We start from the raw sequence: 13,968 nt of genomic DNA, 5'->3' as shown, positions 1-13,968 counted from the left end.
TGAACTCTGACGGCGGACTGCGCCAACGGCAACGTCAGGGTGTCGAGGCTTGGTAGCGCGATGGCGATCGGCTTCCTGTTCGATCGCGCCCGAGGAGCGCGCACCAGGGTGGGTGTGGTGACGGCGTCGGTGACGACGACAACCTGATGGGTACGCCGTTCGATGCTGTCGTACGGGCAGAGTACGTATTGCGGAGTCACAGTCTTCTGGAGCGCTTTCAGCCCAGGTAAGACGTTGCGGGAGAAGTCGGTCCAAGTCATGTGGGGGAGCGCGGTCAACGTCATTGAAGATCCTCTGCACTGGTCGGCGATTTGGTCGCCTTCACGATGCCGAAGCTAATTATGTTGTGCGGCAGCCTTTGTCCGTCACGCTATGGTGATGGACCTGGGGCTTGCCAAGCGGACGTCGAGTATTTCAAACACTGCTCGGACAGCTCGCAACCGACCGGGAATCCTGTCGTCAGTCGGTTGTTTGTGTCAGGCCCGTTGATGCTAATGGTGCGTTCTAGTTGTCGTAGAACAGCGAAGAACTCGCCCACTTCTTCTTGGGGGTGGAGGTGACCTGCACTCCGCTGTCGAATTCGAGCGAATCAACCTCATTGCCGTTCACCAAGAATCGGAACGTCAATTCGACTTCTACCGACGTGGCTACCTCCATGTAGTGCTTGTTGAAGTCTGCGTCTTGCACGTCCCAATCAACATCGGAGATCGCGAAGTCAGCCTTATGAATCTGACCGCTGCATGTGACAGTAGCCAGGAAGCGAACTTCGCCGATTTGTGTGTCGCCTTCGTATTTCTCGTGCACATCGATGCCCACAGTGTCGAGACGTGGGTCAACTTCAGTGACGATGACGGGACCTTCGAGGTCCGGAATTGTCAGTTTGAAGGCAGACTCGTGAAAGAAGTCGTCGGAGATATAGTCGGGTAGTTCCATGCCCAGTATGTCGTCGCACGCGCCGGGGATCGCAGCCGTTATCAGCTGTGAGATGTCGTCATACAGCTCAAGGTCGTGATCGTCCTCGGACAGTTCTGCGTGAACGGAGTCCAGCTTGGTCAGAGTCATGGCTTCGGAAATAGTCTTCGCCAGGGCGACCGCATTCGGTGTCGCCGCCTTCAGGTCAGCGATCAGATTCTTGTGCAGCTTCCCCGAGTCATCTCCGCTCCCACAAAAATCGTTGTCATTGGTGATGAACACGATCTCGCTATGCGCCGGCGACGCCACGGCGATGGCCTTCACTGTCCCCCAGATCAGGGCGTCACGGTATCCCTTGTCGGTGGTGTCGAATGGTGGATGCGCGCTCAGGGACCACTCGACCAAAACATCGTGGTCAACAGGTGGGATCGGTGCGATCTTCACACCGTGGTCGGCGAGATTGGTCCTCAGCTCGGCAGTGTGATCCACCCGTGAGATTGTCGGGCGGTCACGCAGTTCGCGGACAGTCGGCACTTCAGGCGGCAATTCCACTCCTGCGGCTGCCAAATCTCGAAGGGCAGTGCTCCACGACTTGATTCCGGCTTTACGGAGTGATTCAGCGGCCGCGAATCTGCGGCGGCCGAACTCCCGAACGACCACCTCCGGGACCACGAGCGTGAATGAAGGCCCAAACTCCCTGACCAGGAACATCTTCTTCCAGGCCACATCGTCCAGTCGCGGCGTCCCGAGGACGATGTTCGTATCGAAAATGAAGATGGTGGACGACGTCGGAGTCATGGAATCAACTCTTCCACACGCGAACCGCCCGCCTCGACGGGCTGTCATGGCGGGCGGTCGCGTGGTCGCTACGGTCCGATGGTCACGTGCGATCGATCAGGAATCGCTGGTCTATATCGGTGCGGTTGTGTCACACAGACGCGCGGAGGGGGTGCTTCTGGCAGACGGGCTGGCGAAGGGGTGCAGCTGGTTCCGACGCACCAGCGGGTGCGACTACGGGCGCTGACTCAGCTGCCTGGTCGGGAGTAGCCACGGATGCAGCACTGGGGTGGACGATTTCGAGTGCTGCCGCCGCGCGACTGGCCCAGCCCTTGCGGTCGTAGTCGGGAACCCCACTAGCCTTGGCCAGTGCGTTGAGAAGGATCTCCGTGTGCTCCGGGCTGAGCTCCACGATCTGCCCGTGCTCGTTGGATGTCCCGATCACCACCGGCCCGAAGTAGTAGCGGGTGAGCTGGGGGCGCAACACACGCACGATTGCAGATGCGAGCGGGTTCAGCTGCCCGTCAGCGGTTTCCCTACTGTCGATCCACATCGCGAGGCTGGTGTGCTCGTCGCCAGCGAGGGCGACAACGTCGACCGCAGGGCATCCGATCTCGACGCGTAGGCCGACCTCGGCGGTCTGCCGCCCTACGGTCAAGTCGACTTTGTCCACGTTTGCATCTGTGCCGACCCGAATTGCGTACATAACGTCCTCCAAGATTTTTGGTGCGGTGCATTCTCCGATGGGATCAACATAGATCGACGGCCTCCGGTGCGTGGCACGTACGTCAAACACCGACGGGTTTGCGAGGGCACGTTTCCACTGGTGAGGCTGCGGAAGGGGCCGGACAGGCGGCCTCATGCGACGCACGCACAACTCAGCCCGCTCACCGGCCGTGGGCTGGTAGGCGGGCTGAGTTAGTTGGTCAGACCGACGCGCTGGCCGGCGCCGGGACGGTGAACCCCAATGCCGCTGCCCTGGTTGCGATCCACTGCACGCGGGCCGCCATGGGCACCCCGGCTACCTCCGCCAGACTTCCGAGAACCTTCGACACGTGCTCCGGGCGGAGGTCGACGGTCTCGCCTTCGTCGTTGGACGTCGCGAACAAGGCCGTACCGAAGTAGTACGCCTGCGCGTCTTCTTTGAGTTCACGGGCAATCCCGGAAGCGGCGAGGTTCGGAGTGCTGTTGTACATGCCCTCGTCGTCGACCCACATATCGAGGCTGGTGTCGTCATCGCCTGTAAGGCCGACGACGTCGAATGCACGGCAGTCGATTTCCGCACGCAGCCCGTCACCGATGCTGCGCCCACCTGCGGTGAGGTCCACTCGGGATACGTTGAACTGGGTGTCGATCTTGATTGCGTCCACGGTGATCTCCTGATCGGTTCGGTTGGTTGCTGAAATCAGCTTGCGTGGAGGCACTTTGGGATGCGGCACCACAAAATCAGGCGATCTGGAGCAGCGTCGCCGGCGTTCGCGGCTCCGCAGGCTCTCGACCAGCAACGGGGCGCGGCGGCCAACCGGGCGCTCGGCCGGACAGGATGCAGTTCATCCACTCAACAACGACGCTCGCCGGACAGCGTCTTCACCTGAATCCGAAATCCCAGTACGGGATCTCGAATCCAACACGTTGACCTGCGCAACCTCTACCGATCTGGCATGAAGACACCGATCGTAGAGTCGTTTGGTCGTGTCAGCGTGGTCCCATCGCGGTACGTGATCGTTATCTGATCGGTGGTCTTTGATCCGGTGACCTGCTCAACGGCTCCCACGTTCAGGACGTGAGGATTCAGTGCCACCCACATACCCGGAAACACCCTGTCGATACTCGTCAAAATCCATCGACCGTGGACGACGGGCCGAGCTGTGGCGTAGTAGCCCAAAACGCCAATCACCAGACTTAGACCCCAACCCGCGGCAATCAGCGCGCGGTCGACGACAGCGAGTTTGCCAATCGAAAAGACAATCAGAGCCAGTACAACAGCGGTAACGACTCCAACTGACAAGCCGAAGGCATCGAGATTCTTACGTGGGCGACCCAACACGCTGGGCGCCGGTACGCCAAGATTCAAACGCCAGGGCCCGTTTCGTACTACTGAACCCTTCCCCGGTATCGGCAACTCCAGGGCGCCCAACGCCTCAACGATCTGCCCCTCCGTGACTGCTTGTTGCATTTCGCATTCGGGGCACACCCACACCAGCGAGGCCGCACTCACGGCCGACAACTCAATCCCGTCGCGAGGGCACGCCAACGGATCCACAACGAACTCGCTGTTCCACCGATTGAGCGCACCAACAGTGTCTGTGGCCGAGTCCTGATTTCCTGTAGCCATTTGGTTCCCCTTGCTCTCCATTGCCCAAATATGCAAAACCCCAAGCGAATACGCGGCAACGGCGGTGTGCACTCATCGGTCATCGTCGATTCGTGGAGGTATCACTCGCCCCGGACGACCCTCAGCGCCGGCTTCGGCGGTGTCGCCTCCTTCGCACCATCCAACGGCTCCCGGACAGGACAAACGCGCTGCCAGAGCGCATCCCAATCACAGGTGAAATAGCGAGTCAGCACCCCGCCACGGTTGGGCGGCGGAACCGGCTTCCCGTGTTCGTTCCACAGTCGTTGTCGTTCATCGCGCAGTGCCTCCACCTCGGACGTGAGGTGTCGGCGGCAGTAGCCGATCCACACAGATTCTCCGGTAGCCGGTTCTCGGTCGATCCAGACGGTGACAGCGGGCTTACTGCACTGCCCGCCTTTCCGGACCATCTCAGCGCAGCAACGCATAAGCCCCTGTGTACTTTCCGGGTCGTAGCGGGGAAGATCCCGTTCGACAGCTCGCCGGGCCCAGTAGAACGCCTTTCCTGGGTTGTCGCCGGTGGCTTGTTCCCCGACCTCAAGCAGGAGCCCGTCCAAGGTCTTCACTCGCACCCGTAGGCCGTCGTCGTCGCTCACTCGATCGAGAACGTGACGAAGGCACAGCGCGAACAGCAGGGTGTCGCCGACGAGGTCCGGATCGGAGAGCATCTGGGCAATGCCTCGGTCGCTGTCGGCGATCATGGTCTGGCCTGCCTTTTTGCCTTCGGCGCGGCGAGAACGTCGGCTTTGGACAGGCTCAGCCGCACTCCAGATTTCGGGTCGATCAGCTCTTCGACGATGTTCGCGAGGCTGCTCCTCAGATTGGTGGCAGCGCTGCGTACAGCGACGTGGTCAACTACCGCGTCCGCGATCGTCTCGAGCAACTCCTGATCCTCTGTGCGGGCCCATAACCACAATCGCTTCGCCACGATCTGCTCGTCGACCAAATTCAGTATCCGATGGATCCGCTCCGCCTCGAACTCTCTGGCACCGGTACCGACGGCTTTCACCCGAGCAAGCTCCCGCTGATCGCGCTCGTGCGTGCGTTGCGCTTCCTTCACTGAACGGGCAGCCTCGCGTTCGGCTTCCGAGGATTTCCACGCCTGCCAGCGAGCGAGTTTGCGCCAGGCGGCGCCAGTGTCGATCGGGGACAACTTCGGTGCGGGTCGCAGCACTGCCATCGACACCCCACCTCGCCGGACAGGTGGCGCCATGATGCCCCAGGATTCGGGAATTGTCAGGCCTTCGATGAGGGCGGGGTCGGAGATGACGAGCCACCACTGTGAGCAGTGCTTGGCCCAGTCGTCGTGTTTGGTCGGATTACGTAGTTCTGAGATCACGTCCTGCCTGCTGACTTTGATCTCGTGCCCGATGATGTGGTCGCCATTCGAGTGGGTCAATGGCGCCGCGATCAGGTCGGCCCGCCGATCCGATCCGGGGGCTGCGATCTCCGCCGCGAGTATGAATCCGGGTCGTTGAGCGCTCGGCGGGTTGTAGTGCCGGCGGAGCATATGCTGCACCTCTGCAGCGGTGAGCGCAACGGCCTTTGTGGATGCATTTTTGGTGGTCATGTCAATGCTCCTGACTGCCAATGATTTCGGACAGCTCGGCTTCGGCCTGCGGATGTTCGTTGTGGCGTCATTCGTACTCCACCACGTCGCCGCACCGGGAGCAGTTCCAACCGAAAAACCGTTCCCCAATTTCGTTCCGTTCCCAATACGAGCCGGGCCTGACGAACCTGCCGCACGTGCATTGAATCCACTGCTGACGTTTGGCCTCTTCGTATTTCCACTGCTCCGTGAACAGTTGATCGAAGGTCATCAGGTTCATGACTGTCTGACCTTCGGAAGCGTGATGTACGTGCACATTTCCTCGGTCTCGTAAACGACGGGGTGATCGCCAGCCGGCAGGTCGTCGGGATCGAAGTCGTAGTCGGTGTGACCGGTCAAGACGATGCACGTGTCGCCCTGTTGGCAGATCATGTCGCCGATCATCTGGTGTGGAAGGTCGTGGACCTGGCTCACTCCGTCGCGGTCGAGTTGGTTCTGGAGCTCGTTCCGTGGGTTGGTCGGGAGTTCCTTGCAGTCTTCGCATTCCCACCAGACTGTGCACGGTGCGCCGGGATGCTTGTACGGGCACACGATCTCGTATTCGGCGTCGTGCTCGTTGGCGGCGGCGCGCGTGATCCGCAGAATGTGATCACTCATCATTGTCCCTTTCGGAGCGCTTCGGGATCACCACGTCGAGGTGTTCTTGGTGGATTCGGCTGCCGACCCACGCGTTCGGGTGAGGGTTTTCGTTGTAGATGCGGGTCGCGTTCTCAAGGGTCGCTGGCCACACCCAGAGCGGGTCAGGCCAGCCAGGATGGCCACAGAACAGGTATCGCACCTGCACCTTCTCTTTCGGGACGACAACGCTGGTGGCCACGATTGCCTCGGCGACGTGGTGGCGCAGAAGGTAGGAGAGTGCGCCGGATGTGCTGTCGATCGGCGCGGACCGGAACTCGTCCCCCGTGCAGAAGACCTCAGCGCCGCAGGCGCAGTCGATCACCAAGCTGCGGTTGTCGAGATGTGTGACTGTCGCGGGACCGTGCTTGCCCAGCAGGTCCGCCAGTTCGGTCGTCGTGGACCTGGACATGGACTCCGCCTGTGTCTGGGCGTCGAGAGCTGCGATTGTTTCCGTTCGTGACCGTGACGAACGATTGTGATGCGGATCGTCGAGGGCGCCGGCTACTGCGGCCATCTGGTCTCCTCGGTCACCGGTCTCTGCGTAGTACATTCGCGATTCTCCTGACTTGATCGAAAACTGTTTGAGTGAACTGACTTCTGTGTGTCGCGGTCACGAGTTAGCCCCTACGAGGGCTCGTCGATCGACACTCACTGGTGCCGGACCCTCCAAGGCCACTCGTACGCGATCCCCGATCCACCGTGCAGCGTGGACGGATACCGCATTGCCGATCTGCTTCTTCACTTGCTTGGTGTTGCCCACGAACTCGTAGGCGTCCGGAAAACCCTGTCCCCTTGCGCATTCACGGTTCGACAGCATCCGGAAGCGAACACCCTCGTCGGTGACTGTCGCGATGCCGTGGTGATTACCGCCGGCAGTGATGGCAGCGAGCGGATGCGCATCAGCTCTGCGGGCCTGCGCGTTGCGCCGGTAGGTCACAAGGTGCGGGGTGTCGAATTCGGCGATCTGCTCGATCTGTTCCGACACGTACAGCTTGCGGGTGACGATCTTCCCGGGGTTCGGATCAAGGATCGTCGACGCGCTGACCTGCTCCGGTTCGGTCACGGTGAGATCCACGTTCCCGTCGCGGGTGAACACGGCGAAGTAGCGAACACGTCGCTGTGCTGCGCCAACGTCGGCGGCGTCCAGAAGCACGATTTGTTCGCGGTAGCCGAGCATTCGCATCCCGTCCAGCCACCACGGGTAGAGAGTCCAGGCCTGGAATTCGAGGACGTTCTCTACGATCACAGCGTCGTAGCGGTGCACTTCTGTTGCGGCGATGACAGCGAAGGCTGTAGCGCGGTCGATGGATCCCGCGTCGGCACGCAGTAGTTCCTGTTCCACCGGTGGTTTCTTGTGCCCGCCGGATCTGGCGTGCCATACGCACGACGGGGAGAACCATGCGATGTTCGTTCTCGGGAAAGTGCGCCAGTCGACTTCGCTGAGATTCTCGTTCCGGTGTTCGGTGTTGGGATGGTTCCGTTGATGAGTGGCGATAGCCAGGTCCCAGTGGTTCGCGGCGGAAACGACCGAATACCCTGCCAATTCAAGACCTGTTGAGCTTCCACCAGCCCCCGCGAAGTTGTCGCTCGCAGTCAGTGCCATTCGGCCTCCGTTCAGAACCTGGGACATGTTGGCGGGCGCCTTCAAGTCCACCCAGTTCTACAGATGCGGGTTCCGGTGTGCGGCAAGGAATGCAGCGGTGAGGGCAGCTGGTGTTGGCAACCAGGATGAACAGATGACCACACGGCCCGCACAGGCGGACAGCCTTATCAGGCCCCTCGAAAACCCTTCAAGACCTGCTCAGTGAAGCCTGGCCACCACATTCGGCAGCGTCACGACGACACGTCACGGCGCTCGAGATTCGCGACGACAGTTCCATCGCGAACTCGTGGGCGTCACCTGGCGAGTCTGTGTATATGCCACTGCTATTCCGTCCAGGAAGATCGTGGCCTCAATCTCCCACTCGCCCGCACGGTCAAAGATGCTTCCGCTCAGGGCTTTATCTCCGAATTTGGTGCCCGAGAACATGCACGGTGGTGTGGTTCTGTGCGTCGATGTACGACTGAATTACCTCCGCAGCAGCTCTGATTGCCCACTGATCGGGTGGCTTCGACAGGTCGTCCTGCGCTATGTACGCGGCCTCGATCAACGCGGGTGACGGATTCTCCGGGTCCGGTAGTCGGACGTAGACGGCCACCTCGACCGATTCACTAGGTTCGCTTCCGCCGAAGCAGCCGTCGTTATGCTCAGGCGCGTCACAGTCTCCGTCCATCGTGCATTCCTTTACCGGCTCGGGAACGTCGTGCCCGCGTCGCCTTAACTCGTCCCGGCCATGCCGAGCGAGTTTCGTCGCAAAAGGTTCAGTGCGGATCTCCACTGCCCGGGGCTTCGCATGGCCTCCAATGTCAGTCACGATGCACCCCTTGCATATCCTGCCTTTTCGACCATCCGCAACGTCAACTCCGCCAAGACAAGCACTTTGGTGCCATCGTCGGCACACAAGCTCATCGGCTGTGATGCGATCTCTTGGAGCCACATGTCCGCGATCTTGCGCCTGATTGACGTTCGATCCTCCGCGAGCGGCAGTGTGCTCTGTTGATCTGTGCTGCCTGTCACTGGTACGCCTCCGCTAAATCGAGCCGCCGAATAATGCTGTCGTCAGCGATGGTCCGAAGTCCCAGTGCGCCCTTGTACTCGATCGGGGATTCGAGTACTCGCGGATTTCGTAGGCGCAGATGGAAGTGACCCGGTTGCGCCCAGTCCGAGCAGTCACATTCGCAATCCCGGTCATGATGCACACTCGAGAGGTCGACGACACCGATGATCGCACCGAAGTAGTGGATCCGGGGGATACCACGGGGGTGCCTCATCGGAAGACCTCGCAGTGCTTCCATGTCGGGCTTGAGTGAAGCGTGGATAGCGACGGGGCCGCGGTATTTTCCTGCGATGTTCCTCGTCCGGTTCTCGATGTTCTTGTCTCCGTGAACGATTTGCCACGCGTAGGGCTGACGCACGGTCAGGATTCGCATGCTCTTCCCTCCTCCGCGGCTACCGACGGGGCGAGGAGCTTTGCTAGCTCGCGACTCTCTCCCGCGCCTGCAAGATCTGCGATTGACTGCCCCGAGACAAAATCCTTCGGCACCCGCACGGTTACGTAGGCGTGTTCTCCACCGGGGTTGCTGTCTGCTCCTGTGATAGCGCATAACATCTTCGATCCGGTTTCGGGGGGTACAGCAGTGAACGGCGCATGGTCGTTGAAGTCATTCCGCCCCGCTTTCGTGCTCTCCTCGGTGGGCACCATCTGCTCCGCGGTGAGAATGGGGTACCCATTCAAAGGCAGCCAGAAGAGGACTGCGTTGCCTGCCGCCAGGAAGAAGTCCTCGGGATCGGAACCATGGGCGACGCCCTCGCTCGCCTCCAGCGCTACTCTCCCGACATCGATTGCTACTTCATCTGAGTTGTTCAAGTTGTTCATGACATTGGCTCGATTCGTAAGTGGACGGGATGGGTGCGGCGATCGCTGGGCGACGACGTGCTGTCGGGCCGAAAAGCTGCGTTGACGGTTATCGTTTCGCTCAGCCAAGTTCTACGAATGAAGGTTCTGTTGTGCGGCATCAGATGCGGCGCTGACGGTAGATGGCGCCGGCCGCCGCGCTGAGTGTGTAGGACAGTCCTGAGGATCCGCGAGCGCGCAGCGCGATCAGATCAGCGCTGATGCACGTCGGGAATCCGATGCAACCCGGTGGCGGGTTGTCACGGTTTCACGGTCACGATGTCGAGCTCGACGAACTTCGACGTTTTCTTCGAGACGGAGATGCTTCCGGCGACCAGCTCACTCAGTCGCGCATTGATGTCCTCGTCGGACTCGTAGCCGTTGCTGAAGATCCTGTCGTCGGGGCCACGTACACCGCGCCGGTTGTCGATGATCGTGTACTGCACTGTCTTTTTGAGATTGAACGGGCTGGTGAGGATCACGAAATTGTTGTCCTCGGACACGGCCCGCACGCGCCACCAGCGTTTGGATTCGGCGAACTGAACCTTCGTGCCTACAGCCAGGGATTGGGCAGTTGTCATGCACTCTCTCCAATGTTCTGAGGATCTGCCAACGAGCGATTATCGCGCTCTGCGCCTATGTCTACCGCTGGCACTTCCGGTCACTGCTGGGAGAAATCGGCAGTGTTTGTCACTCTTTGCTGACTGTGGACTCACCGAGCGGCCGGACTTCGTAGATCGCCCAGCCTTCACCGACCTCGTTCTTCCGCTGTTCGGCGTGCGCCATTTCTTGCCGAACCGCCTCGAGTGTTGTGTGCACAACGCCGTCCCACAGGTCGGCGGTGTTTTCGGGGTTGAGAACCATGTACCCGGTTACGTCTGAGACGTGCTCTGAGGGTGCAGGTACGACGAAGTAGCGCTCGATGTGTTCGGCGATCTCATCAGCGGTATAGGCGATTCCTGAGTTGATGTCGGTGATCACGTTCTGAGCGAATTCTCGGAGTTCCGCGGGTGAGGAGTGCACCACCGCGGGGCCGGCTGGTTTTGCCGGCGCGTCCACAGACAGTGCCTGGTGCAAGTTCGACGCGCGCTCGCGGACTTTGTTCGGGCACATGGTGTTGAGAATCCACGAGATCAGTGCCTGTGCGTCGCCGACTCGTTCTGCGGGCAAGGCTCGGCCTCCGGTGGCGATCAGGTCTGCGACGGTTGTCGCGCTACTGACGGTTGAGGTGGTGTCGGCCATGATCGTTCCTTCGGTCGGGTGAACAACTTGTGGAAGGAAACCTTGGCTGGTGTCTGGTCACGCTGGGGCACTGCCTGTTGGGGAGTTTTCTGGCAACGACTTGTCCGCTGCCGGACTGGGATGGCGTGCTGGCCGAGAGTTCGGACAGCACTCTCCCTGGGGGAATGGGGGAGTCGCGTTTGCCTGCCCGGTCGGGGCAGCCGAACGCCCACCCGCCAGGCGTCGGCGGGTGGGCGCGAGTGGGCCTGTCGCGGGCTCAGCGCAACGGTGCGAGGGGAATCGAGTACTCCGTGGTGTTGTCGTAGGTTCCACGCTGCCCGGGCGGCAGAGCGTGCACCAGCGTCGTCATTTCGCTCAAGTCGACTCCATCGGCGTAGAAGTTGTCGAGGTCGTCGCTCGACGCGAGTACCCGCCCGCCGTCGACCGTGGTGACTTCGTAGACGTTGAATTCGATATCTGCCCGCAGCATCCCGGCCTCGGGCCACACATTGCGCACGAACTCGCTCAGGGCTGCCATAGCGATCTCGTCGATCTGGCGGTCGAGTGCCCTCTTGGCGTCGCACAGCTCGGTGAGCTTGTCCTGGAAAGGGGTGGGCGTCTTCGTTGTCAGCATCGCTGCATCCTTCTGTCGTGTGGTTGACGGTATGCCCCTACTCTCCGAGAACCGTTGTCCGAGTGCGGCATGACAGAAACAGCAGCCGCTCACGCATCGATGGGCCGGACAGCGCTCTCCCTGGGGGACTGAGCCGGACGCATTCACCCACCAGCGTCGGTGGGTGAATGTCGGCTTCTACGCGCCCTGGTACAGCCGGATAACGAAGTCCGGTTCGTGATGGTTGTAGTCCCCTCGCTGAGATGGCGGAAGGTGCGCGATCAACGTTCCGATGTCCTCGACGATGGGTGGCAAAGAATCGTCATTGTCGATCATCAAATACGGCTTGAAGAACTCCTCGTCGGCGAGCACCCGCCCGTCCACCGCGACTACCTTCTCGACGACCCATTCAGGACTGGAGTAGACGATCGCCGCATCCGGCCATAGGGCGCACACGTACTCCCTCATCGCCGGGAGCGCTAGCCTCTCGATCTTCTCGCCCAGATCGACATGCTCCGCGCTCAGACGGAGAAGCTCGTCCTTTAACGTGGCGTGCTGCTCGGGTGCAGTCATGATTGTTTTCCTTCCGTCAGGTGGGGGCCGGGCCGAGGTCAGCCGCCCCTGGGTGGTCAGATCGCGCGGGCGTAGTTGAAGCCCAGAAGGTCGTATCCGGCGTCGCTCAGGATGGCGCGCTCCTCTGCGAGCGTCGCCCATTCCCATCCGAGAATGAACGCGACTTCGGTGCCGTCAAGGGTGGTGACGCTGTAGCCGACTTTGTAGACCGTCATCTGGTCTTCGGCGACGTGGCGACCGCTGCGGCGGATGAGGTGGGTGGCGTGTTTGCGCGCTGCAGCTCGGCGCTCGTCACTGATCTGTCGAGACTCGTATGCGGTGGTCGTCATCGTGCCCTCCCAAGGCCGTCGGCGTTCGTTGCCATCGATGACGATCCGCGCCGGCGCCTGACACTGCGGCACTGAGCCACACGCGAGATCCTTTGTCCCCCTGACAACATCGACTGGGTTTGCCGATACGCGACACCCCGAGCCGGACAGCTCTCTCCCCGGGGGAAGGGGGCCTGCCGGGATAGGCAGGAATCCAGCCCATCCCGGGAGGAGGGTCAGGAAGCATCACCACTCGGCAACTGGCCGACAGCGAACAGGACCGGGTGAACGCCGGGCGCGCAGCGACGAGATAGTCGCGCCACGCCCAACGCGACTATTGGCCGCCGCACTGGTCGACCGCGCCCGACCACGAATCGGCGTCAGCCGACCTCGTCGACTGGCCACGGACCTATTGCTGAGCTGAGCTGAGTTCAACTCGACCCGCCCACAACGGCCACGGAACTACATACCGGGTGAAATTCTTTGTCCCCCCGCTGCCCTCGTTGGAAACAGCACCCACACCATTCGAAAGCGGACAGCTCTCTCCCTGGGGGAGTGGGGGAGCCGACGGTCAGGCGTCGCCGGGGAGGTACCCGGCGGCCGCGGTGAAGGCGATGCCGGCCGCGGCTTCATCCCGCACACCTTCCGGACCGGCACCAGTCTCGGCCGCCACAACAGCTTCCTTCGCTGCAGCCAACGCTGCGTGCCCGACCGCCCGGACTCGAGTCTGGATCTGACGTGGATCGGTCTCGTCGACCAGGTGCGCACGCCGAGCCGCAGCCGCCGCCAGATCAGCTCCGTTTGCGGCGGCCTGCCGGACGCTGGCGAGTCGCCATGCCCCGGTATGCCCTGCCCCAGGGGGTGTCTCGATTCGCGTCCCCTCCCACGAGGCGCTACGGCGGCTCTCCGAACGGGCCTCGAAACGCATGACCCGTTCAGTCAACGACTGCCGCGTAACCCCACCGAAGACGCCGCTGATCTCATCCCACGACACCCCGACCTCGCGGGCGTTGACGATCGCCGCCGCCGAACGATCCCGAGCTGTCTCCATCCGTTCCCGCAGCGCCGACTCCTGCTTGACCGCATCGGTCAGCGCGCCCACGGCCTTGCCTCGGGCCACATCCGACAGGTCGGTGCGAATCTCAACCACGCCAGCATCATCTCCTCGTAACCGGTGGGCCCTGGACATCACGCGACGGCGCAGGGTGCACATGCACAATCCCACCCCCGGTTCCGGTCACCCACGGACCGTAACGGACGCACCATCGTCGCAGCCCACGTTGATGATCGGCTCCTGTCACCACGATCTCTGCAGCTGTCGGACCTCACGCCACGCGCGCGTTCACATGACGCCGGCGACCGGGCACCCCCAACCTCACGCTCGGAGCGCGGCGCCCACCGACCACCCATCCGGACGAGCAACCTCAACCGCGAGAAACTCTGTCCCCCCACTGACCTCACAACATCACCCCACCCACCGACTCCCACCT

19 protein-coding genes are annotated in these 13,968 nt (G+C 61.6%); all 19 read right to left on the bottom strand.

Annotated features, from left to right (window positions below; translation table 11 throughout):
- On the bottom strand, positions 1-284 hold a 284-nt coding region (locus A2J01_RS04730; protein WP_156519160.1), incomplete at its 3' end, for a hypothetical protein.
- Between the two features lie 220 nt (positions 285-504).
- Positions 505-1,710, bottom strand: coding sequence for a PIN domain-containing protein (locus A2J01_RS04725; RefSeq protein ID WP_064112171.1), 1,206 nt, complete (start codon positions 1,708-1,710; stop codon positions 505-507).
- Positions 1,711-1,840: 130 nt separating this feature from the next.
- Positions 1,841-2,362 carry a hypothetical protein gene (locus A2J01_RS04720; RefSeq protein WP_156519159.1) on the bottom strand — a complete coding sequence of 174 codons (522 nt, stop codon included), beginning with the start codon at positions 2,360-2,362 and terminating at the stop codon, positions 1,841-1,843.
- A 253-nt stretch (positions 2,363-2,615) separates the two neighbouring features.
- Positions 2,616-3,059, bottom strand: coding sequence for a DUF3846 domain-containing protein (locus A2J01_RS04715; RefSeq protein ID WP_156519158.1), 444 nt, complete (start codon positions 3,057-3,059; stop codon positions 2,616-2,618).
- A 278-nt stretch (positions 3,060-3,337) separates the two neighbouring features.
- Positions 3,338-4,096, bottom strand: coding sequence for a hypothetical protein (locus A2J01_RS04710; RefSeq protein ID WP_064112165.1), 759 nt, complete (start codon positions 4,094-4,096; stop codon positions 3,338-3,340).
- 29 nt (positions 4,097-4,125) lie between these two features.
- Positions 4,126-4,743: a hypothetical protein gene (locus A2J01_RS04705; RefSeq protein ID WP_047269183.1), complete on the bottom strand. Its 618-nt coding sequence runs from the start codon at positions 4,741-4,743 to the stop codon at positions 4,126-4,128.
- Positions 4,740-5,612: a hypothetical protein gene (locus A2J01_RS04700; RefSeq protein ID WP_064112163.1), complete on the bottom strand. Its 873-nt coding sequence runs from the start codon at positions 5,610-5,612 to the stop codon at positions 4,740-4,742. The genes A2J01_RS04705 and A2J01_RS04700 overlap by 4 nt, the downstream gene beginning before the upstream one ends.
- 255 nt (positions 5,613-5,867) lie before the next feature.
- Positions 5,868-6,248 carry a hypothetical protein gene (locus A2J01_RS04690; RefSeq protein ID WP_156519157.1) on the bottom strand — a complete coding sequence of 127 codons (381 nt, stop codon included), beginning with the start codon at positions 6,246-6,248 and terminating at the stop codon, positions 5,868-5,870.
- Entirely contained in the window at positions 6,241-6,819 is a 579-nt protein-coding gene (locus A2J01_RS04685; protein ID WP_064112158.1) for a hypothetical protein, read from the bottom strand. Before A2J01_RS04685 ends, A2J01_RS04690 begins: the two co-directional genes overlap by 8 nt.
- Positions 6,820-6,879: 60 nt before the next feature.
- The gene (locus A2J01_RS04680) at positions 6,880-7,872 is read right to left on the bottom strand and encodes a DNA cytosine methyltransferase (RefSeq protein ID WP_223304381.1); all 993 of its coding nucleotides are present in this window, start codon (positions 7,870-7,872) and stop codon (positions 6,880-6,882) included.
- A gap of 397 nt (positions 7,873-8,269) precedes the next feature.
- Positions 8,270-8,542, bottom strand: a complete 273-nt coding sequence (locus A2J01_RS04675) for a hypothetical protein (protein ID WP_156519156.1) — start codon at positions 8,540-8,542, stop codon at positions 8,270-8,272.
- A 340-nt stretch (positions 8,543-8,882) separates the two neighbouring features.
- A complete protein-coding gene (locus A2J01_RS04665; protein WP_064112152.1) occupies positions 8,883-9,299 on the bottom strand; it encodes an ASCH domain-containing protein in 417 nt (138 codons plus the stop codon).
- Complete coding sequence (locus A2J01_RS04660; RefSeq protein ID WP_064112150.1) at positions 9,287-9,745, bottom strand: hypothetical protein; 459 nt, start codon at positions 9,743-9,745, stop codon at positions 9,287-9,289. The genes A2J01_RS04665 and A2J01_RS04660 overlap by 13 nt, the downstream gene beginning before the upstream one ends.
- Before the next feature lie 278 nt (positions 9,746-10,023).
- Positions 10,024-10,344 carry a hypothetical protein gene (locus tag A2J01_RS04655; RefSeq protein ID WP_058228469.1) on the bottom strand — a complete coding sequence of 107 codons (321 nt, stop codon included), beginning with the start codon at positions 10,342-10,344 and terminating at the stop codon, positions 10,024-10,026.
- A gap of 109 nt (positions 10,345-10,453) precedes the next feature.
- Positions 10,454-11,005 carry a hypothetical protein gene (locus A2J01_RS04650; protein WP_064112147.1) on the bottom strand — a complete coding sequence of 184 codons (552 nt, stop codon included), beginning with the start codon at positions 11,003-11,005 and terminating at the stop codon, positions 10,454-10,456.
- 256 nt (positions 11,006-11,261) lie between these two features.
- The gene (locus A2J01_RS04645) at positions 11,262-11,618 is read right to left on the bottom strand and encodes a hypothetical protein (protein ID WP_047269191.1); all 357 of its coding nucleotides are present in this window, start codon (positions 11,616-11,618) and stop codon (positions 11,262-11,264) included.
- A 177-nt stretch (positions 11,619-11,795) separates the two neighbouring features.
- Positions 11,796-12,170 carry a hypothetical protein gene (locus tag A2J01_RS04640; RefSeq protein WP_047269192.1) on the bottom strand — a complete coding sequence of 125 codons (375 nt, stop codon included), beginning with the start codon at positions 12,168-12,170 and terminating at the stop codon, positions 11,796-11,798.
- Between the two features lie 56 nt (positions 12,171-12,226).
- On the bottom strand, positions 12,227-12,499 hold the full coding sequence (locus A2J01_RS04635; protein WP_047269193.1) for a hypothetical protein: 273 nt from the start codon (positions 12,497-12,499) through the stop codon (positions 12,227-12,229).
- A gap of 550 nt (positions 12,500-13,049) precedes the next feature.
- Positions 13,050-13,628 (bottom strand): hypothetical protein, encoded by a 579-nt coding sequence (locus A2J01_RS04630; protein ID WP_064112145.1) that lies wholly within the window; start codon positions 13,626-13,628, stop codon positions 13,050-13,052.
- Positions 13,629-13,968 lie beyond the last annotated feature (340 nt).

This window comes from Rhodococcus sp. EPR-134 (assembly GCF_001647205.1).
Taxonomy (GTDB): Bacteria; Actinomycetota; Actinomycetes; order Mycobacteriales; family Mycobacteriaceae; genus Rhodococcus_F; species Rhodococcus_F qingshengii.
Note: the sequence above shows the minus strand (reverse complement) of the source record. Positions and strands in the feature narration are given on the sequence as shown.